Genomic DNA, 21024 nt, shown 5'->3' with positions numbered 1-21024 from the left:
AGGATAAAGTGACTTGATTTTAATAAAATCAGGTCACTTTATTTGTTGGGAAGCTTTAGCTCAACAATTAATGTATAGGTTAAATACCTTAAGGCTATAACTTTTCAGTAAGTATGAATTAAGTTTGTGTATAAGAAAGTATTAAAACTGCTCTAATACAGTTTTAATAAAAAGTAATATGAAAAGTATTCTTATCTTGACAGTAAGAGTTATAATACTATTAAGAAAGGCGTAATAGGAACTTGGCGATTGGGTAATAAATATTTATAAGTAGAGTCTTATAAATAAGTATAAGTATTTATTGTCTATATTTCGTACAGTAGTCTTATACGTAGGTGGTAAAATGAAGTTTATCCGTAAAAATATCATCACTATGACGCTGCCAATTCTTGCAGAGCAATTGTTTGTAATGTCTATGGGAATGGTAAACACTATGATGGCAGGTCATATAGGAAAAGAAGCTGTTTCAGCAATTGGTATGGTAGATTCAGTAAATAATATCTTTATAGCTTTTTTTTCAGCACTGGCAATTGGTGGAATGGTTGTAGTAGCTCAATTCATAGGTCAAGGAAATGTTAAAAAAGCAAATGCATCAATGAAGCAAGCACTGTATTCTGGGGTATTTATAACACTAATAATTACACTTTTAATGTTTATATTGAAAGAACCGCTAATAAAGCTTCTTTTTGGATCTGTAGACTATGAGGTTATGAACTCAACGGATAAGTACTTATCTATAACCCTTTTAACTTATCCATTTATAACCATAGATCTAATCTGTAATGGTATCCTTAGAGGAGCAGGAGATACCAAAACACCTATGAAAATAACTATTTTTATGAATATTATGAATGTAACTTTTACTTTTGCATTTATAAATATTGTAAAATTAGGGGTTACAGGAGCTGCAATAGGTATAGCATTGGCTAGAATAATTGGTGCATTGCTTGTATTAAGTGTTTTACTAAGAGGATCAAAGATAATTAAGTTAACAGAAATAAAAAAATTCAAACCTGATAAAGGCCTGCTTGCTCCAATATTTTCTGTAGGACTTCCTGCTAGTGTTGAGTCTTTGGTATTTAACGGAGGCAAGCTAATAACTCAAATATATATTGTTAACATGGGAACTGCAGCTATAGCAGCCAATTCTATAACTAACTCTATAGGTGGGATGATTAACATACCTGGAAATGCTTTATGCGTTACTGCTACAGCATTAGTAGGTCAATACATGGGAAGAGGGGATAGTAAGGAAGCTGAAAAAACTCTAGCTTATATAACTAAACTTGCAACTGTTGCTTTAATAATTATGGCACTGGCAGTTTTACCTTTTTCAAGAATACTTCCTTCACTTTATACGACTGATCAAGAAATAGTTAATCTGAGTGCGAATGTGTGCAGACTATATTCTATATTTACTCCAGTTTGGGCAATTGCTTTTGTATTACCATCCGGATTAAAAGGTGCAGGAGATGGTAAATATACAATGGTTACTTCATTTATAGGTATGTGGGTTTTTAGGGTTACTATGGGATACTTTATAGGAGTAACCTTACACTTTGGACTTGCAGGTGTATGGATGGGAATGTTTATAGATTGGGTAGTTAGGGGAATATTATATTTCATTAGATTTGTAAGAGGAAAGTGGAAAAATCGAGTAGTAATTCAAAGAAAGGTTGAGGTAACTTCAGCGTAAGTTATTTAAATATTATTAAGAATCATCAATAATTATATTGGATAGATAAATAAGAAATCACTGAAATTTTCTTCGGTGATTTCTTTGCATAACATCATAAAAAAATAGCTAAAGGTCAGTTTAGCTATCTTCTTATTTTCATTATATATTTAAATAAAGGGAAATCAAAATATTAACTTTCATTAAATTTTCGAACATTATCAAATTTACATTTTAATATAATTGATGCTAAAATCAAGGTTACTGCATTTGCTGATATTATAGCAATATCTTTTATGTATGTACCATAGATTAACCAACAAAATACACCAACTGTAAAAAGAAGATACATAACGAAAGATATGCCTGAAGTATCTTTTGTTTTAATTGTCTTTACTGCTTGAGGAACAAAGGAAACGGTTGTTAAAATTGCTGCTATTATACTTATAACTTTAAAAAACATCATGCCCTCCTTCGATATATAAACTTTATTTATTATGATAGTTTACAAGCTAAGTTTATTATATAAATAAGGACATTTCAATTGTTAAAGTTCGTTACTGTATTGGTGCAGTTATGATGTATAGATAAATTAATAGATGACACTGATTAGAGTGAACCGTATATAACATTCCTAAGTCTTGGTTGATGGTATGCTTCGAAGTTAGGGAACATCTGCTGCATGTAAACAGCTGAGAGTTTTTCTTTAGGGTCTATCATGACCCAAGTACCGGCCATCCCGCACCAACCAAATTCTCCTAAGGAACTGTTTGAACCAGCTTTTGCTTTGTCTATCATTACTCTTACTCCAAGGCCATACCCATAACCAGATTGATAAGGCCAATCAAAATCTAATAGTTGTTCTTGGCTGAGATGATTTATAGACATAAGTTCAACGGTTTTAGCACTAAGTATTTTAACACCATTTAACTCACCTTCATTGGCAAGCATCTGAGCAAAACGGCTGTAGTCGCTGAGAGTAGACAATAGACCTGCACCACCACTTTCAAAAATAGCGTCAGGTTTATAATTTGCATCCATATTTGTGATTTTGGTTAATATTCCATCTTCAGAACGGTTGTAAAGATTACATAATCTATGAAGTTTATCTTCTGGAATCCTAAAAAAAGTATCTTTCATTTCTAGAGGATCGAAGATTTCATCCTTAAAAAATTGACTTAAACTTTTGTTTGATACAACTTCTATTAAGGCACCAAGAATATCATGGCTATAACCATATTGCCAATGGGTTCCAGGATCAAAAGCTAGTGGTACGGTTGCAATTGCTTTTGAAAAATCTCTAATAGTATATTTTTCGCCAAAAGAAGATTTATGAGCGAACCCCTTTTCTATTTTTGAAATGTAGCGTGCAGTTTCTATGTTATCTCCTGCATAAGTTAAGCCAGAAGACATAGTAAAAAGATCTTTTATGGTTATTGGTTTTGATGCAAGTGAAGTATATAAAGCTCCATATGGAGTATATCTATGTACTAAAGAATTTTTGAACTCAGGAAGATATTCTTCTATGGGATCATTAAGAAGAAAAAGACCTTTTTCATATAAAATAAGTGCAGCAACACAGGTAACAACTTTTGTCATTGAGTAAATTCTGTATATACTATCTTCTGTTATAGGTGTTTTATTTTCTAAATCTGAAAATCCTACAAAATTGCTATATTTCTGACTTCTGTTTTGAAACACTGACAAGGAACATCCGGCAGGACCTTTTTCTATAAAACTTTTTAATAGTGGAGTAAGCTTTTCGAATTGACTCATATAAAAATCTCCTTTTAAAAATCTATATATGGAAATTATAGTATTAACGTTTACAGCTATCAATGTTTCATTAAATTATTTTAAAACTTTGTAAAATGATACAAAAATATCGCTGACAAAAAGTATTTTAAAATAAAAAATAAAGTTAGATTATTAATTAGTTCTAACTTTATTTTAGTTTGGTGAAATAATAAATTAAGTGGTCAAAGTCCGCTTTGATAGTTTCTATTCATATTTAATTGTGGTAAACATTCCACCAGTTGGTTCTGTCATATTATTAGACATGTGGTGGGCAATGTGACAGTGGAATGGCCAAATACCAGGGTTATCAGACTTAAACATTACATCCCATGTTTCGCCAGTTGCAACATTGATTGTATTTTTTAAGAGATAATTATTATAACTCATACTATTGCCATCAGATGCGATAACTAAAAATTGATGGCCGTGAAGATGTATTGGATGAGCGTTCATAGAAATATTTCCAAGTCTTATTCGAACTATGCTGTTTAAACTTGTACTCATTGATGTTGTAAAAGGGAAGGAACGACCGTTCATTGTAAAAAAATTGAATTCATGAGACATGGGGTCAATATCATATATACCTGGTCTAATTTCACCTATTCCAAGGCCAATTAAGTGAAACTCTTGAAGCATAATAAAATAATCATAGTCTATATTGGACTTTTGCTTAGGGTCTAAAATTATGAACCCCCCACATAATCCCATCATTTCCTGGCGACTGGTGTTCACATGAGTATGATACATGTGAGTTCCAGGAGGATTAACTATCTTAAATCTATAATCAAAATAGCTACCAGGCTGTATTTTTGGAGTTGGCTCAACATCAGGGACTCCATCCATATTGTTAGGGACATCTAGGCCATGCCAATGAACGCTGGTTGGTTCTGGGAGAGTATTATAAACTCTGATGTTAACTGTGTCACCTGGATAAACTAAAATGGTAGGTCCAGGAGTACTTCCATTATATCCCCATGCATTAATAAAAAGATTAGCAAGCAACTCTTGTTTAACTGGTTCAGCAATTAACTCAAAATACTTGATTCCATTTTTTACTATACAAGGTAATACATTTATATCTGGAGTGATAACCAAAGTAAGACATCCTTTAATATTACTTATTCACTGTATTATATAAGAAAGGATTCACTGGTGTTACTTGTAATTTATCTATAGGATTGTAAGTTTACAATGAAAACATCAAATGATATACTTACAATATGTTGATCAGATTGGAATATAATAAAATTATCAAAAGGTTAGCATGTTTTTGAAAGCACATACTTCAAGAGCTGGGAGGAAATAATGAATAAAGAAACATATCATCATAAGGATCTAAAAGAAGCCCTTATAAAAAATGGATTATTACTTCTTAATGAAGTTGGAATAAAGGAATTTTCCTTAAGAAAAGTTGCTGCCATGTGTGGAGTAAGTCATGCAGCACCTTATAAACATTTCAAGGATAAAGATGAGCTAATAGAAGCTATAAACGATCAAGTATGGAATAGCTTTAATTTGAAACTTAAGGAAGCAGTAAGTTACAGTGAAGCTGAGCCTAAAATTCAAGTTATAGAGATTGGAAAGGCTTATGTGCAGTTTATGGTAGAAAACCCCGAATATCTAAAATTCATGTTTCTCTCTAATAATGATAAGGGTATTATAATTGAGAACAATGAGTTTATAGGACATGAAGAAACTTCTTTTGAAGTGTTCAAAAATGTTGCACAAAAATATCTTGCTGAAAATGGGTTTGATAAAGAACAGCAAATTGGAGCAATATTGGCTATGTGGAGTATGGTTCATGGTATTGCTTTGCTGATTTGTAACAATAGTATACAGTATGAAGGGGATTACTTGGAGCTTGTTGATAAAATGTTAGGCACAAGCTTGATTAAAAAGAGTAAATAATAAGGTTCGTATTTGAGAGTTTAATTTATATATATTTGAAAATATTGATATTTGAAGAATATAGGTACTTATAAATTAATGATTAAAGCTAGAGCGCATGTGATAATATGAACAAATGAACTGTCTTTGTGTATTATATTAACTATATTATTGAAAATATATATTAGCGTGAAAAAGTAATATATTGACAAGGTTTACAAGCTATAATATAATTTCAATGTAATATGATTTAATAGGATTGTAACTGGTTAGCAGGCAAGACCTAAATTAATATAAAAACACAAGGTGGCTTTGCGTTTTTATATTAATTTAGGTTTTTTATTTTACAAATAAAAATGTGATACGATGTACAAAAAGAAAAGGGGGCTAGGGATGAAAGTAAAGAAGGTATTTAACAATAATATTTTGTTAGCTGAGGATGAAAATCTGCTAGAAATGGTGCTTTTAGGACGTGGCGTAGCATTTCAGAAGAAACCTGGTGATGATATAGGCTTGGAAAAAGTAGAAAAGACCTTTGTTCTTAATTCACCTGAACTCTCTAATAAATTTATAGAATTAATTAAAGAAGTTCCTGTAAATCATCTTGAATTGACTAATAAAATAATTGAGGAAGCACAAACAGATTTAGGAGTAAATCTTAATGAGAGTATTTATATTGCTTTAGCAGACCATATTAATTATGCCTTAAGTAGAAATAAGCAAGGCATAAATATGAAGAATGCTCTACTTTGGGAAATCAAAAAGTTTTATAAGAAAGAATTTGCAGCAGCATTGAAATCATTAAAGCTTATACAATATTATGAAGGTATATTACTTCCTGAGGATGAGGCTGGATTTATAGCATTACATTTTGTAAATGCACAACAAGGTGGAGAAGATATTAAACAGACTATCATAGTTACAGAAATGGTTGAAGACGTACTTAAAATAGTTAAATTCCACTATAATTTAACTATAGATGAGTCAAGTTTAAATTATAGCAGATTTGTTACACATATAAGATATTTTGCAAAAAGACTTTTAGCGAAAGAGCTTTCAGGAAGTGATGAAGACTTTTTATATGAACAGATAAAAGAGAAATATCCTGAAGCCCATGAATGTGCTCTAAAGGTTAGGAATTATATAAAGAAGAAATTTGACGTACTTATTACAAACGATGAAATGCTTTATTTTATGCTACATATAAACAGAGTAACTCAAAGAGAAGGAAAGTAACAATCAAGTATTAAGTGAGCTAGGCCTAAGTTAATTATAGTGAAATATAACTTTACTATAATTAGTTTAGGTCTTTACTTTAATATTTGATGGAAGTTGTAAGAAAGGAAAAAACAATGAATTATAATGAGTTTGCAAAAGATATATTAGAAAAGGTTGGTGGTATATCAAACGTAAAAAGTGTAACTAATTGTGCTACCAGATTGAGATTTAAGCTAAAAAATATTAAAAATGTTGATATAGAAGGCATAAACACAAATAAGGAGATTATGGGAGCGGTAAATAAAGGTGGACAGTATCAGATAATAATTGGAACAGATGTAGCACGTATATGCAATGAAATAAGGAAGATAGGAAATTTTGCTGAAGAAGATTTAAGTGAAGATAAAGAAATAAGATCTCCAGGCACTGCCATATTAGATACTATTTCAGGAGTATTTACTCCGATATTACCTGCAATAACTGGAGCTGGTATGTTGAAGGCAGTGTTGGCTTTACTTACCGCTTTTAATATATTATCTAAATCAAGTGAAACCTATTATGTTTTAAATTTTATAGGTGATGCTGGTTTTTATTTTCTACCTATATTTTTAGCATATACCTCAGCAATTAAGTTTAAATGTAATCCTTTTTTAGCGATGAGTTTAGGAGCAGTACTTTTACATCCAGATTTTTCTGCTTTAGTTCAAGCAGGAAAGGATGTAAGTTTTTTAGGTATTCCTATTACTTTAGCAAAATACTCATCTTCAGTAATACCTATTATTTTAATAGTTTGGGTGATGTCTTATATCGAGAAAATTGCTGATAGAGTTTCACCAAAGTCTATTAAATTTTTTACTAAGCCATTGTTAGTTTTATTAGTTTCAGCTCCGCTAGCATTGATTGTCATAGGGCCGTTAGGAACAGTAATAGGTGATTTATTAAGTAATGTTATAAATTATTCTAATGCTAAAGCAGGCTGGCTGGTTTTGACTTTATTGTCAGGAACTATGCCGCTTTTGGTTATGACTGGAATGCACTATAGTGTAGTTCCTATAGCTATGGAAGCAATAAATAAATTTGGGTTTGAATCCCTTATAGTGCCAGCTATGCTCGCTTCAAATATTGCTCAAGGAGGCGCAGCTCTAGCTGTAGCTATAAAGACAAAAAATAAAGAACTTAAGCAGTTGGCAAGTTCATCTGGAATTACTGCAGTTTTTGGAATAACAGAACCAGCTATGTATGGAGTCAACTTAAGATATAAGAGGCCTTTTGTAGCAGTGTTAATAGGAGGCGCTTGTGGAGGATTTTATGCGGCAGTAACAGGATTAAAGTCGTACACTCTTGCATCGCCAGGCCTTGCTGCAATACCGGTTTTCTTAGGAACAAGAGCTAACTTTATCAATGCAATAATAGTATGTATAATCGCATTTGTAGTAGCTTTTGTATTAACTTTAGTAATGGGCTTTGAAGAAATACAGCAGCAAGAAAAGGTAAGATGTGAAAGTGTAGATACACATGAACAAGAAAAGCCAGTAGTAAAGAATCAGGATTCATTAACTAGAAAGATATCTGTAAAAAGCCCTATTAAAGGAGAAGTTATAGACTTATCAAAAGTCAATGATGACACCTTTGCAGATGAGATTATGGGCAAAGGTATAGCAATTAATCCAGTTGAAGGGATAGTTTATTCTCCTGTAAACGGCAGAATAACGATGCTATTCCCTACAAAGCATGCAATATCCATAACCTCTGATGAAGGGATTGAGATATTGATACATATTGGCATTGATACTGTACATTTAGAGGGCAAGTATTTTGAAGCTTTTGCAAGTACAGGAGATATAATAGAAGCTGGTGATAAGCTTATAAGTTTTGATTATGATTCAATAAAAAGAGAAGGTTATGATGTAGTTACTCCCGTAATAGTAACAAACTCTCATAAATATCTAGAAGTACTTAAGACTGATAATGTTACTGTTGAGCATGGAGATGATCTTTTAACTATATTATAATTTATCTGCATATTATATTTTGATGAAATTTTACTATAAATAAAAATGCCAGTATTGAAAGCTTTGCTTTTGAACTGGCATTTTTATTTTAATCTTCTATGAAATTTACTAATTCTTTATTAAATTTATCTTTTTCTTCATAAAATAGACCATGTCCGCTATTTTCAAAAGGTACTAGTTTAGAATCTTTGATTCCTTGGTTTAATGCAACCGCAAGAGGGAAAAGACAAACCTTATCATGGATTCCATGGAGAATTAGAGTTGGTACTTCAATTTTTTTTATATCAGAAAATAACTCTTCATCCCTAAAGGAAGTAGCAACTGCTGCTGTAGCTATTCCAGAGGCCGCTAGCCCAAGGTTGAAGAACCACTGGGAAAATGGCTTAGTTATGTTTTGGAAAAAGAACATTTCACCAAAGGTTCCGAGCATTTTTGGTCTATCTACATATGTTTGGTCAATAAGATCTGTTACATCTTCTTTACTAACGCCAGCAGGGAATTCAGGTCTTCTAGTTAAGCTAGGCGCTGCTGCTGCAAATAGAGCAAGCTTAGATACGCCATAACCTTTATGGCGACACATGTATTTAATAGCTATTGCTCCCCCTACAGAATGACCTCCAAGGGTAAAGTCCTTTAGCTTTATGGCATTAACAACACATCTAACATCATCAGCTAATCGATCGTAGTCATAGCCTTCAGCAGGCTTATCTGATTGTCCGAAGCCTCTTATGTCAATGCCTATACATCTATATCCAAGCTTAGGTAATTCATCAAATTGATATTCAAACAAATTATGATTTGCTGGCCATCCATGAATAAATAATATAGTTTTATCACCCTTTGTATTAATATCTTCTACATATATCTTTACATCATCATCTGTCTTAACGTAATATCCCAATATAATCTCTCCAAAATAGAATTATTTCATTATACACTATTCTAATACAAGGATATTTGTACCAAATAATAGAAAATATATTTTAGATGTTAAAGCACCGTGTTGAAATTAAGTGGTTATACATCCGATGCATTAATGAGTTTTCGCAAAAAAAATTTATTTTTGGGAACCTAAAGTCTAAATCGAACGTCTTATAGATGTGTATTAAATTAAAAAGCGCTTTTTAGATGTACCGCTTCGAACCGAAATCTATTTTAAAAACTCTCACGGTTTCTGGTGAGAGAATTTTAAAATAATAAGTTTTATTACGAAGGGGTACATCCACAGTATTATACAAATGCTCATTCAAAAATAAAGAGGAGAATTTATATGTATTTTGAAGAGGTAAGTGATGGGATGTTTGAACCGGATGACGATTATCAATCAGATATTGAAAACAATGTAATATTAGCTAAAGAAGGAGACAAAGAGGCTTTTATAAGCATCATGGAAAAATATAAAGTAGATCTATATAGAATGGGAAGAACGATTTTGGATAGTGATGATGATATCGGTGATGCTATGCAAGAAACTGTGCTCAAAGCTTATAAAAGCTTGAAGAATCTCAAAAATCTTCATAGCTTTAAGACTTGGCTTATAAAGATAATGGTTAATGAATGTAATAACATATTGAGAAGCAGAAAAAAGGTTCTGTTCTTAGATAAAGTATTTCATAAAGAAGAGAGCTATATAGATGATTATAATTTTGATAAACAACCTGTGCTGCAGGCGGTGAAGAAGTTAGAACTTAAATTTAGAGAACCAATACTTCTTTATTATTATGAAGACTTAAGTGTTAAGGAAATATCCAAGTGTCTTGATATTTCAGAAGGTACAGTTAAGTCTAGACTATCAAGGGCCAGAAATAAGCTATTTCAGTTATTAAAGGAGGTACAGGAGTAATGGAAGAAAAATTATTTAATAGAATTATGGAAAAAGAGCTTAGCAAAGAAGAAGAATTAAAAATTCCAGACTCAATTAATATAAAGTTAGGTAAAGCATATGAGATTATTAAGACTGATAAGATAGATGAAATAAAGAAAAGAAAAACGAATAAGAAAAGAAATGCAATCATCGCAGCATCCTTAGCATTTTTAGTTTTGACAACAGTTGTGGTTACACCAGCATTAGCTGATAATATACCTCCTTTAAAGGAGCTTTCTCAGCATCTTAAAAATATTTACTCATTTAATGATAACTACATTACCAATGCTACTGAAATAAATATGAGCAAAACCTATGATGGTATAGAGGTAGCTCTGCAAGGAGTTATATATGATGAATCCAGCTTGAAATTTATTTATACAGTGACTAGTGATAAGAAGCTTCAATGGGGAGTACAGCTTAGAAAGAATAGTCTAAAGATAAATGGAAAGGAGATATTAGAAAAGACTTATTCTGAAAGAATAGGTGGTGATGAAACCAAGATATCTAAGGAAGATGATAAACTAGAAAAATATGCAGTAATAACAAGTTATGATATCTCTGATTTAAAGTTAGATGATGTTGTTAATATAGACTGGTGTATAAACGAAATCCATACGCAAAATTATAAATTTGCTGAAGGAAATTGGGATTTCAACTTTAAGGTTTCAAAAGAGTTGTTAAAAGCTAATTCTAAGATATTTGATGTAAATTATAAAACTAATATAGATGGATATAATTTTTCTATAGATAGAGTGGTATTTACACCGGTAGAGACTAAGATTTTGGCAAATTATGATACAAAATTTAATGCAGACTATTATACATCATTAAAGGATGGCACACTAAAAGAAAAGCTTGAGCAGATTGACGAAGAAATTAGTTTTAGAGGATTATATATATGTGATGAAAAAGGTAATGCTTTAGGGATGACAGGTGGAAGAGCAGATAATGGAAAAGAAGTTTGGACCTTTAATCCGGTAAAAGAAATACCAAAAAAAATTATTATAACACCAATAAACTTAAAGTTGAATACTAGGAACAATATAGTATATAAAGATGATCAATTTATAAGTTTAAAAGAAATAAAGACACCACTAGAGTTAAAACAAGGTAAAGATATGAACTTTACTATAAATTCTATAAAGCAGCAAGATAATAAATTAAAAATAAATGTAACTTTCAAAGGAGATTTTATAGCGAGAAGAGCATTAGAACCTTTCGTTATAATTCCAAAATCAATGAAAAAGTATCAATCCAATAATGATTTATTTGATAGTACAGCTTTCAAAATAAGAAATGTTGCTTCATGGGATTATTATCAGAAAGCTAGCAATATAAACAATACTTTAGACTATGAATTTAATCTTAATAAAGATGAAGAATATTATTTAGTCTATAATAAGTATGAAGATGGTTTCTTTATGAAGGATAGGCAAATGATATTAGATTTAAGTAAGTAAATATAATTTAAAAAAGCTATGGAAATTGAAGTTTCCGTAGCTTTTTTAATGTAAAGAAAAATGTTCAAAATGGCTCACTTAAGAAGAATATTTCGGCGACCTTTTATGAACAACGTAAATAATTCAACCAACGATACTATATTTAGAGTAGAAGACAGAACTAATAATAAATTCAATACTTCGACAAAAATATGTACTGTATTGTTAAATTTCTTTCAGTAATTATAAAAATTTAAAGTAAGTATATTAATCACATTGAAAAAAATCGAAAAATTAACCCCATTTTATAATTTTGGATACTTGATTAATAAATGGGGAAATATTAAAATTTATACATATGAAACTATAATAAAAAATATGTGTTACCGAAAAGCTTTTTGTGCAATGAAAAAACGAGTATGTTTGTTATAAGGGAGGGGATTATGCTAAATAAGTCACAAGGATTTTGATTTGAATGATAACTTTGAATAACATCAAGAGAAGACGACATTTGTAAACAATTTTTAGATAACCCTAAATAATTATTTGAATAACGGGAGGTAAATTAATATGTTAAGAAAAAGTAAGGGATTATCAGTTGCAATTGCTGCCTTGATGCTTTTAGGAACTATGGTTACTTCAACAGTAAAAACAAAGGCTGCTACTATCGGAAGTACAGGTTTCTTAAAGACTAGCGGAACAGTAATAAGAGATAACAAGGGAACAGGCTCAATAGTAAATCTTCGTGGTACAAATCTAGGCGGATGGCTATTACAAGAAGGTTGGATGTCTCCAATAGGCGTTACAGATGAATGGACATTACGTGAAACTTTGACAAACAGATTTGGTGAAGCTACTAAAGAAAGCTTAATTAATACTTATCAAAATGCATGGTTAAATACTGGTGACTTAGATAACATAAAGAATATGGGCATGAATTTTGTTCGTGTTCCGATATACTACCTTGATTTGATGGACAAGTATGGTAATTGGAAGTCAGATCCATGGAGTAAGCTAGATTGGCTTGTAAATGAATGTTCAACTAGAGGAATATATGTGTTGCTTGATCTTCACGGAACTTTTGGAGGACAAAACACTTTTGATAACTGTGGAGAGGCAAATTCAGATCCACAACTTTGGAAGAACACTCAATACCAGGATAGAACAGTAACTTTATGGCAAGGCATAGCTAATCGTTACAAGGGCAATCCAACAGTAGCTGGTTATGACTTATTAAATGAACCAGACAGAGTTGGAAGAGATCAACTAAATGGATTATATAACAGACTTTATCAAGCAATCCGTGCTATAGATCCTGATCACATGATATATATGGAAGGTGCTTGGGATTGGAACCAACTATATGCTCCATCAGTTTATGGATGGACAAATGTAGTTTATGAAATGCATTATTATGCTATGGCTAATAGTCAACCAACAGATTGGAATGCTCAAAATGGTTTAATAGATTCAGCAGTTCAAGGAATGAAGGATCATCAAGCTTCTTGGAATATACCAGTTTATGCTGGGGAATTCTGTGTATTCGATTTTGATGATTTATGGGAAAAGTTCTTATCACAAATGAATTCTATAAATGCATCATGGACAAACTGGACATATAAGATTACTAATGGTAGCAACCATTGGGGCTTCTATAAATACAACACTAATGCAGTTCCAGATATAAATAATGATAGTGCTGCTACTATAGCTTCTAAGTGGCAAAAATTCAATACTGCAAACTTCTTACCAAATACATCTTTCCAAAACTTAGTTAAGAAATATACATCTACAGCACCAGTAACTTCTCAATATTCATACTTAACAGCAAGAGCTAACGGAAAAGTAATCAGTGCTGATAATTATGGAAACGATCCATTGATAGCTAATAGAGATACAGCAGGAGACTGGGAACTATTTAAAGTAATAGACAATGGAGATGGAACTATATCTTTCCAATCTAAAGCAAATGGAAAATACGTTACTGCAGATCTTAATAACGGAAATAAACTTATAGCAAGAAGTACTTCAATCCAACAGTGGGAGAAATTTAAGAAAGTATCACAAGCAGATGGAACAGTAGCTCTTCAAGCTATGGCAAACAACCTTTATGTAACTGCAGATTTAAACAACAACGGTGTACTATATGCAACTAAAACAGCAGTTGGTGGTGCATGGGAAGCATTTAATCTTACACAACAATAAACTTATATTTAATACAAGCCAGATTCAATAGATAAATACGGAAACCAAAATTCAAAAATGGTATTTTGAGTTATTATGATAGTATATAGTGAATTTTCTAAACCAACCCTTTAGAAATTACATTATAAATATACTACCAAGTAGTCAAAATACCATTTTCTAATTGTATAAGTTAAATTTCATTATATTATTTAAATATCTTTCTTACTAAGTTGACTCTGTTTCCGTAAGGTGGAAATATTAATTTTATATCTACTTTAGTACTTTTCTTAATGATACTCTTTCTATGTGAGAATATCTCAAAGCTATATCTACCGTGATAAGCACCTATTCCAGAGTTACCTACTCCTCCAAAAGGCAGCTGTGAACTTGCCACATGGGATATAGTATCATTTACGCAACCTCCACCAAAGGAAATACTGTTTAAAGCTAGATTTTCTACAGTTTTGTCTTCTGTGAAGAGGTAAAAAGCTAGTGGTTTAGGATGCTCATTAATAAGTCTGATAGCAGCATTTATATCTTCATATTCAAGCAAAGGAAGTATAGGGCCAAATATTTCATCTTCCATTACTGCATCTTGCCAGTTTACATTGTCTATTATGGTTGGTTCAATATATAAAGTACTTAGGTTGTAATTGCCTCCATAAATAATTTTTGACCTGTCTTTTTCTATTATAGTGGCTAGACGGTTAAGTTGTCTTTCGTTTACTATTCTTCCGTAATCAATACTCTTTGAAGCGTCAGCACCGTAAAAGCTTACCACTGTCTCCTTCAATTTTTTTATAAATTCATCCTTAATGTTTTTATGTACTAACACATAATCAGGTGCGATGCAGGTTTGGCCAGCATTGATGAGCTTTCCCCATAATATTCTTTTAGCTGCAATAGCTATATTTGCAGTTTTATCAACTATAACAGGGCTTTTGCCTCCAAGCTCTAAGGTAACTGGAACTAGGTTCTTAGCTGCTGCCTCCATTACTATTTTTCCTACAGGTACACTTCCTGTAAAGAATATATAGTCAAAGGGTGAATTTATAAGAGCAGAAGTTGTTTCTCTTTCTCCTTCTATAACTCTTATATAACTAGAATCAAAGGTTTCTTCAATTATTTTTTTTACCAAAGCTGAAACTGTAGGTGTACTCTCCGATGGTTTCAATACCACACAATTTCCTGCGGCTATAGCGCCAATTAGAGGCTCAATTAAAAGTTGGAAAGGATAATTAAAAGGCCCAATGATAAGCACTGTACCGTAAGGTTCATTAACTATATAGCTTTTTGATGGGACTTGATGTATAGGAGTTCTAACTGTTTTTGCTTTGGACCATTTTTTTAGTTTTTTAACAAAATTGCCTATACTGTCTAATGTAAATCCAATCTCGGTACTATAAGCTTCAAACTCACTCTTTCCTAAATCTCTATAAAGAGCATTGAGGATTTCTTTTTCGTGATTTTTAATAGAAGTCTTTAGCTTCTTCAAGGAATCAATTCTGAAGTCTATATCTTTAGTTTTTCCAGTATGAAAATACTCCTTATGATCTTTTAGTATTTCTATAACTTTTTCATTATCTATAATATCCAATTTAAATCACCTCAAATATACAATATCTATAAAAGTAAAGCTACTTTTGAATTAATATTCTTATTTTACATATAAAATAGTCAATATGCTATAAAAATATTTTATACAATTAAATTTGATTTGTTATGAATTATAAAAAGCGAGCCACTTTAAGATAAGAGCTTATCTTAAAGTGACTCATTTATTTAGTGGTCTATTTAACCAGCCATATTATTTACTGCATCAGCAGGATCATATACTGAAATATGATCAAGTGAAGGGTTTTTATTGGCATCAGTTGGCTTAGGAAAGATAAGCATCAGCTGATAAGTTTTATTTACGTTATATATAATTATATGCTCAGTAGTAGTTTTATTAATTACAGCTGGTTTTCCTAAAGTTTTTTCTACATCATTATATTTTATATCCTTTAGATAACTCTTAAAGGAACGCACATCAAAAACTTGATCTCCTTTATTAATTCCAAAATGAAAGCCTTTCTTATTGTAAAGGGCATAACGAGCAGAAGTTTTACCTCCTCCAACATAATCAATTTTTTCAGGATCACCCCATTTAGTTGCTACATCTCCAAATAAAGTGTCCTTACTTGCAAACTCACAATCAGGAACTTTACCTTGTTTAGCAAGATTGTAGATGTTTTTCAAAAGTTCAGTGCTTTTATTTGAGGTAGTTGACTGACCTTGTGAAGATGGTGTGCTATTTGAATTTGTACTAGTATTAGAAGTGTTAGAGGAACTATTATTAGTTGCATTATTATCTGAAGTATTAGGTACACTTACATTTGAGTTGTTAGAATTATTGTTATCAGCACTTTGAGAGGTATTATCTGTAACAGCGCTGTTGTTATTAGTCGCTTCATTATTTTTCGGATTTGTTAGGCTTCCACAACCTACTAATAGAGTCAAAGATAAAGCGATTATTGACCAAGCTATGCTTTGCTTTTTGAATTTAGTAATCATAATTATTCTCCTTTTTATTTCTCTTGTGCTTACTATTGAAGTGACACCTGGTGTCCATTTATATTTAGAGTAGGAAGCTGCAATTTTAATTAGCGTCTCACCATATTCTTTGTATGCACTTGAAGATATTTTTCCAAGAACGAAGCTGTCGCAACTTAGTTCACAGTCTTTTCTGGCTTTACTAAAGGCTAACCATATAATCGGATTAAACCAATGAATGATCTGTAAAGTTGTCATTATCCAATTGAGCAACAAATCTTTTCTTTTAAGATGAGAAAGTTCATGCAGTAGTATATATTCTAAATCTGCAGAATTTAATTCATTTAATAAAGTTTTAGGTATCAGTATTTTAGGTGCAAGTATTCCAAAGACACAAGGACTATTTATTTCATTACTATATAGTATTTTAACTTTACGTCTTATACCAACCTTTTCTTTGCAGCTTTCCAGTAAAGGATATAGATCTTTAGCAATATTAGTTTCCTTAGAATTTATATTAAATCTGAACACTATAAAAGAAGATAGTAAATAAAGAGTTAACAAAGTCATACCAACTAGCCATATAATTGCAAAATGGTATCTATAACTTATATATTGAAATAAGTTGCTAGATCCAGTGAAAGAAGTATTAGTAGATAATTTATCTTCTTTATAATTAATAATGTTTGGTACTACATTTTGCTTAGTAGAGTTTGATTTATTAGGGGGAATTGCTTCCTTGCTTATATTATTTTCTTCTATAATGCTAGAAATATTCGTATTAAAGCTACTTTCAAATCCAGTATTTATATAATTAAACAAGCTCATATTACTATTTATTGAATATGGCAACATAAGACGAACTACTACGATTAGCCATATATAATAATGCCAAGCTCCGCTGAACTTATTCTTAAATACAAGTTTTATTGCTGATATTATAACTACTGCAGCACTAGCCATTAAAGATAGATATACAATAGATGTAAATATCCTGTTTAGTAAATCCATAAGTTCACCTACTTATCAATTTTTTCATCTAGAATCTTTTTAAGCTCGTGAATTTCATCGCTAGTTAAGTGTTCATCTTTTATAAAATTAGAAACTAATAATTTAAGGGAACCACCATAGAGTTTTTGAACGAAGGTTTTAGTTTCCTGATTCTTTAAGTCTTTCTCTGATACAATAGGACTGTATTTGTAAGTTGTTGAAGTTTTATCCACATCTACAGCACCTTTTTTTACCAGTCTGGTTATAAGAGTGTGGATAGTTTTAGGACTCCATTCACTGTTGTATTTTAAAGCATCAACAATTTCAGAAGAAGTGCAGACATTCTTTGACCAGATGATTTCCATTACTTCCCACTCAGAATCAGATATTTTAGGCAGTTTACTCATTTTTTACTCCTCCTACATTTGTAATCCTAACTTTATCCTACAACTGTAGGATGGATTTGTCAACAGAAGATTTGCAAGGTTTGATGCTAAAGGATTTCTATATCGAAACTTAAGTTATACTTGTTCGATAATCCAGGCTTCTGGGGATTATCGGGCACGTATAACTTAATAGTTGGGTTAGGAATCCTATATAGATAAAGTACTTAAATCCTTAGGATCAAAACATGAAGTAGTTTATCTAAAATAATAAAAATTGAAATCATGAGAAAATGTAAAAGAAATTGATATATATAACAATAATCAAGGCTATTCAGCTTTTATGCAATTTAAAAAAGAATATGTATGTGGATATAAATATAGGATTATATGGTAATAAATGCTATAATCCCCATAAAGATTATGTAAAAATAAAATAGTTGTTAAAAAAATATTGGGGGAGAGATTACATTGAAAAAAAGGTTTGGATTAATTATTATTTCAGCAATAATAATTTGCTTATTTATTGCTACGGGATGTTCAAATGGGGCTAAGAAAACAGAAGAGGCTAAAGCTTCTGAAGGTACGGCACAAGCAACAGCAGAAAAGTTTTTGAATGAGCTTTATGAAGTAAAAGATTCAAATAGTTCAACTGAGGCTATGAACTCTATCGATACTATTACTAAAGCACATGAAAAATTTTATACTGTGACAACTAAAAAAGCACTGGAATCACTTATGGCTGATAGGTGGTATGGTAGAAATCTAAAATTTAGTTCAGCGAATAAATGCAGCTTAAAGGCTACAAAAATTGATTTTGAGAAGACCTTTGAGGACAAGAAAGCAGGTAAGTTTGGATTTAATTATACAGCAACAGTAGAAGCCACATACGACAAGGATCAGAAGAAGGAAGAGGATACAGAAAAAGGTTATGTAGGGCTTGTGTTTGAAGACAATCAATGGAAGGTGTATTCACATTCAATTAATAACTATGCAAAGATGCTTTCTAAAACAGAATAATTATATATAAAGCTAAAGAGTCCGTATGATATAAGTATATACCATAGGGACTCTTTAAGTATCTAAACACTAGGTATTTAAATTATTGTGGATATACTAAGTTCTTTTCAGTTATAACGTCTAGAACTTCTTTTAAGAATTTATTTGCTAGATATTTAGCCATTGGAAGATTCATATCTAAATAGTTTCCGCAATCTCTAGCTGATGCACCGGGAATATCCCCTTCAAAGTCAGCAACAAATTGATACATTTCTTTTAGTAAACCAACAATATCTTTTGACTCGTAATCACCTTCAAGTATTATATAGAAACCAGTTCTGCAGCCCATTGGTCCAAAGTAAACAGTCTTTGAAGCATAAGTCTTATGATTTCTTAAGAAAGTAGCACCTAAATGTTCAAATGCATGCATTTCTGCAGTGTTCATAACAGGTTCTAGGTTAGGTCTAGTCATTCTTATATCAAAGGTTGTAAGAACTACATCTTTAAAATTATCTTTTCTTGATACATATACACCTGGAAGTAAGTCCAAATGATTTACTGTAAAGCTCGCGATCTTCTCCATTTATAATCACTCCTATTAATTTAAAAAGTATAATAATTATAATACTTTTCTTTAATTTTATCATCAAAATCTTTGCATATCATCTATATAAGTATGATTTTTAGTCGTAAATATGATGTATATAATAAGATATTCAAAAGTATATCAAAGTATTCCAATAAGTTTATTAAATTTTATCATTTTGGCATTATGTAGTCAAGCTATAGTGTTGGTTGTGGAGAATCAGATTTAGAGAAACTTTACATGAGAAGTATTAGTAATTTTGAAAGTTCAGTTAATATACCACTAATACTGAAATAGTTTATTTGTATGTTTTATAGTTGAACTTTCAACTAATTTATAATATAATAGTTGAAAGTTCAACTATTATAAGGAGTGATTTTTGTGAATAGACTAAACAGTGAGGTTCTTAGAGAAATTGGTACATTGTCTCGTAGTATTCATTCTATATCTGATAATAAGTTTAAAGAGTTAAATCTGCAAAAGGGACAATTTATATACTTAACAAGAATATGTGAGCATCCAGGAATTAATTTTATAGACTTAACAGTGCTTTTAAAAATTGATAAGACTTCTACTACTAAAGCTATTCAAAAGTTAGAAGCGGAAGGGTATATCGAGAGAAAGAAGGATTTAAATGATAAGCGTGTCATTCGTTTGTATCCTACTAAAAAGGGGTTAGAATCATATGACTATATAATAGATCAGGAAAATAAAAATATAGAAACTTGTTTTAAAGATTTCAGTGAAGATGATAAATCAATTGTCATCGAACTGATAATGAAAATGAGTAAAAATATTGAGGCAGAGTGGAAAGCTTCAAAAATGATATTAGGAGGACATGAAAATGATTAGAAATGCTATACTTTCAGATTTAGAGCAAATTGTGTACATTGTTGAAGGTTCAAAGTTGGATATGCACTCCTACGGCAATTTTCAATGGGATGAAGATTATCCAAGAAAAGAAGATTTTATTAATGATATTAAAGAAGAAACTCTCTTTGTTTATGATATGGATGGGATTATTGCTGGACTTATATGCATTAACAAAGAAGAACCAGAGGAATATAAAGATGTAAATTGGTCAACAGAAAGAGATGCACTAACAATACATAGGCTTGCAGTTAATAACTCTTTTAAAGGAAAAGGTGTAGGTGTTAAACTTATAAATTATGTTGATGATATCTGTGCTGAAAATGATATAAATTATATAAGAACTGATACAAATTCATTAAACAAAAAAGCTCAAGGGCTTTTAACAAAGTGTGGATATGGGTTTAAGGGAAAGATTAACTTATTAGGTCACGAAGGTATATTTTATTGCTATGATAAGGTATTATAATTCCTTATTTAGATATTTTCAAAACTCCTTTTGGATATGTAAGGAGTTTTGAAAATATAAATTTTTATTAGGTTTAAGATTATTGTTGAAACATGGACTGAATTTTATAT

General features: G+C 31.0%; 18 protein-coding genes. 10 read left to right on the top strand and 8 right to left on the bottom strand.

Annotated elements, in window-relative coordinates; translation table 11 throughout:
- The first annotated feature begins 343 nt into the window (after positions 1-343).
- On the top strand, positions 344-1696 hold the full coding sequence (locus tag J3477_RS13700; protein WP_206870505.1) for an MATE family efflux transporter: 1353 nt from the start codon (positions 344-346) through the stop codon (positions 1694-1696).
- Positions 1697-1868: 172 nt separating this feature from the next.
- On the opposite strand, the gene J3477_RS13695 is transcribed toward J3477_RS13700, so the two are convergent.
- From J3477_RS13695 to J3477_RS13685, 3 genes are all read right to left on the bottom strand, one after another.
- Positions 1869-2138: a SemiSWEET transporter gene (locus tag J3477_RS13695; RefSeq protein ID WP_206870504.1), complete on the bottom strand. Its 270-nt coding sequence runs from the start codon at positions 2136-2138 to the stop codon at positions 1869-1871.
- A 146-nt stretch (positions 2139-2284) separates the two neighbouring features.
- Entirely contained in the window at positions 2285-3451 is a 1167-nt protein-coding gene (locus tag J3477_RS13690) for a serine hydrolase domain-containing protein (protein WP_206870503.1), read from the bottom strand.
- A gap of 225 nt (positions 3452-3676) precedes the next feature.
- Positions 3677-4567, bottom strand: a complete 891-nt coding sequence (locus J3477_RS13685; protein ID WP_206870502.1) for a multicopper oxidase family protein — start codon at positions 4565-4567, stop codon at positions 3677-3679.
- Between the two features lie 210 nt (positions 4568-4777).
- Between J3477_RS13685 and J3477_RS13680 the strand changes: the two genes are divergently transcribed.
- The 3 genes from J3477_RS13680 (at position 4778) to J3477_RS13670 (ending at position 8589) form a co-directional block, all read left to right on the top strand.
- Positions 4778-5380: a TetR/AcrR family transcriptional regulator gene (locus J3477_RS13680; protein ID WP_206870501.1), complete on the top strand. Its 603-nt coding sequence runs from the start codon at positions 4778-4780 to the stop codon at positions 5378-5380.
- A gap of 372 nt (positions 5381-5752) precedes the next feature.
- Entirely contained in the window at positions 5753-6595 is an 843-nt protein-coding gene (gene licT, locus J3477_RS13675; protein WP_206870500.1) for a BglG family transcription antiterminator LicT, read from the top strand.
- Between the two features lie 116 nt (positions 6596-6711).
- The gene (locus tag J3477_RS13670) at positions 6712-8589 is read left to right on the top strand and encodes a beta-glucoside-specific PTS transporter subunit IIABC (protein ID WP_206870499.1); all 1878 of its coding nucleotides are present in this window, start codon (positions 6712-6714) and stop codon (positions 8587-8589) included.
- A gap of 88 nt (positions 8590-8677) precedes the next feature.
- Here J3477_RS13670 and J3477_RS13665 read toward each other — a convergent pair whose 3' ends face one another.
- Positions 8678-9490: an alpha/beta fold hydrolase gene (locus J3477_RS13665; RefSeq protein ID WP_206870498.1), complete on the bottom strand. Its 813-nt coding sequence runs from the start codon at positions 9488-9490 to the stop codon at positions 8678-8680.
- 369 nt (positions 9491-9859) lie between these two features.
- Here J3477_RS13665 and J3477_RS13660 point away from each other — a divergent pair, with 369 nt between their 5' ends.
- The 3 genes from J3477_RS13660 (at position 9860) to J3477_RS13650 (ending at position 14100) form a co-directional block, all read left to right on the top strand.
- On the top strand, positions 9860-10432 hold the full coding sequence (locus J3477_RS13660; protein ID WP_206870497.1) for an RNA polymerase sigma factor: 573 nt from the start codon (positions 9860-9862) through the stop codon (positions 10430-10432).
- Positions 10432-11916: a DUF4179 domain-containing protein gene (locus J3477_RS13655; RefSeq protein ID WP_206870496.1), complete on the top strand. Its 1485-nt coding sequence runs from the start codon at positions 10432-10434 to the stop codon at positions 11914-11916. Before J3477_RS13660 ends, J3477_RS13655 begins: the two co-directional genes overlap by 1 nt.
- Before the next feature lie 549 nt (positions 11917-12465).
- Positions 12466-14100: a cellulase family glycosylhydrolase gene (locus J3477_RS13650; RefSeq protein ID WP_206870495.1), complete on the top strand. Its 1635-nt coding sequence runs from the start codon at positions 12466-12468 to the stop codon at positions 14098-14100.
- A gap of 187 nt (positions 14101-14287) precedes the next feature.
- On the opposite strand, the gene J3477_RS13645 is transcribed toward J3477_RS13650, so the two are convergent.
- The 3 genes from J3477_RS13645 to J3477_RS13635 all read right to left on the bottom strand — a co-directional run bounded on the left by J3477_RS13645 (position 14288) and on the right by J3477_RS13635 (position 18014).
- The gene (locus tag J3477_RS13645; RefSeq protein WP_206870494.1) at positions 14288-15679 is read right to left on the bottom strand and encodes an aldehyde dehydrogenase; all 1392 of its coding nucleotides are present in this window, start codon (positions 15677-15679) and stop codon (positions 14288-14290) included.
- A gap of 197 nt (positions 15680-15876) precedes the next feature.
- Positions 15877-17628 (bottom strand): M56 family metallopeptidase, encoded by a 1752-nt coding sequence (locus J3477_RS13640; RefSeq protein ID WP_206870493.1) that lies wholly within the window; start codon positions 17626-17628, stop codon positions 15877-15879.
- A gap of 8 nt (positions 17629-17636) precedes the next feature.
- Complete coding sequence (locus J3477_RS13635; protein ID WP_206870492.1) at positions 17637-18014, bottom strand: BlaI/MecI/CopY family transcriptional regulator; 378 nt, start codon at positions 18012-18014, stop codon at positions 17637-17639.
- 447 nt (positions 18015-18461) lie between these two features.
- Between J3477_RS13635 and J3477_RS13630 the strand changes: the two genes are divergently transcribed.
- Complete coding sequence (locus tag J3477_RS13630; RefSeq protein ID WP_206870491.1) at positions 18462-19010, top strand: hypothetical protein; 549 nt, start codon at positions 18462-18464, stop codon at positions 19008-19010.
- An 82-nt stretch (positions 19011-19092) separates the two neighbouring features.
- Here the strand turns inward: J3477_RS13630 and J3477_RS13625 are convergent, their stop codons facing one another.
- Positions 19093-19572 (bottom strand): S-ribosylhomocysteine lyase, encoded by a 480-nt coding sequence (locus tag J3477_RS13625; RefSeq protein ID WP_206870490.1) that lies wholly within the window; start codon positions 19570-19572, stop codon positions 19093-19095.
- A gap of 384 nt (positions 19573-19956) precedes the next feature.
- Here J3477_RS13625 and J3477_RS13620 point away from each other — a divergent pair, with 384 nt between their 5' ends.
- Both J3477_RS13620 and J3477_RS13615 read left to right on the top strand, forming a co-directional pair.
- A complete protein-coding gene (locus J3477_RS13620; protein ID WP_206870489.1) occupies positions 19957-20427 on the top strand; it encodes a MarR family winged helix-turn-helix transcriptional regulator in 471 nt (156 codons plus the stop codon).
- Positions 20420-20914 carry a GNAT family N-acetyltransferase gene (locus J3477_RS13615; protein WP_206870488.1) on the top strand — a complete coding sequence of 165 codons (495 nt, stop codon included), beginning with the start codon at positions 20420-20422 and terminating at the stop codon, positions 20912-20914. The genes J3477_RS13620 and J3477_RS13615 overlap by 8 nt, the downstream gene beginning before the upstream one ends.
- The last annotated feature ends 110 nt before the right edge of the window (positions 20915-21024 follow it).

The organism is Clostridium zeae, from assembly GCF_017312485.1.
In the GTDB taxonomy this organism is placed as follows: Bacteria; Bacillota; Clostridia; order Clostridiales; family Clostridiaceae; genus Clostridium_AR; species Clostridium_AR zeae.
Note: the sequence above shows the minus strand (reverse complement) of the source record. Positions and strands in the feature narration are given on the sequence as shown.

Bases quoted from the DNA above. Each gene is read 5' to 3' on its own strand.
- J3477_RS13700 (WP_206870505.1), top strand. From the start codon at position 344: ATGAAGTTTATCCGTAAAAATATCATCACTATGACGCTGCCAATTCTT.
- J3477_RS13695 (WP_206870504.1), bottom strand. From the start codon at position 2,138: ATGTTTTTTAAAGTTATAAGTATAATAGCAGCAATTTTAACAACCGTT.
- J3477_RS13690 (WP_206870503.1), bottom strand. From the start codon at position 3,451: ATGAGTCAATTCGAAAAGCTTACTCCACTATTAAAAAGTTTTATAGAA.
- J3477_RS13680 (WP_206870501.1), top strand. From the start codon at position 4,778: ATGAATAAAGAAACATATCATCATAAGGATCTAAAAGAAGCCCTTATA.
- licT (WP_206870500.1), top strand. From the start codon at position 5,753: ATGAAAGTAAAGAAGGTATTTAACAATAATATTTTGTTAGCTGAGGAT.
- J3477_RS13670 (WP_206870499.1), top strand. From the start codon at position 6,712: ATGAATTATAATGAGTTTGCAAAAGATATATTAGAAAAGGTTGGTGGT.
- J3477_RS13660 (WP_206870497.1), top strand. From the start codon at position 9,860: ATGTATTTTGAAGAGGTAAGTGATGGGATGTTTGAACCGGATGACGAT.
- J3477_RS13655 (WP_206870496.1), top strand. From the start codon at position 10,432: ATGGAAGAAAAATTATTTAATAGAATTATGGAAAAAGAGCTTAGCAAA.
- J3477_RS13650 (WP_206870495.1), top strand. From the start codon at position 12,466: ATGTTAAGAAAAAGTAAGGGATTATCAGTTGCAATTGCTGCCTTGATG.
- J3477_RS13640 (WP_206870493.1), bottom strand. From the start codon at position 17,628: ATGGATTTACTAAACAGGATATTTACATCTATTGTATATCTATCTTTA.
- J3477_RS13635 (WP_206870492.1), bottom strand. From the start codon at position 18,014: ATGAGTAAACTGCCTAAAATATCTGATTCTGAGTGGGAAGTAATGGAA.
- J3477_RS13625 (WP_206870490.1), bottom strand. From the start codon at position 19,572: ATGGAGAAGATCGCGAGCTTTACAGTAAATCATTTGGACTTACTTCCA.
- J3477_RS13615 (WP_206870488.1), top strand. From the start codon at position 20,420: ATGATTAGAAATGCTATACTTTCAGATTTAGAGCAAATTGTGTACATT.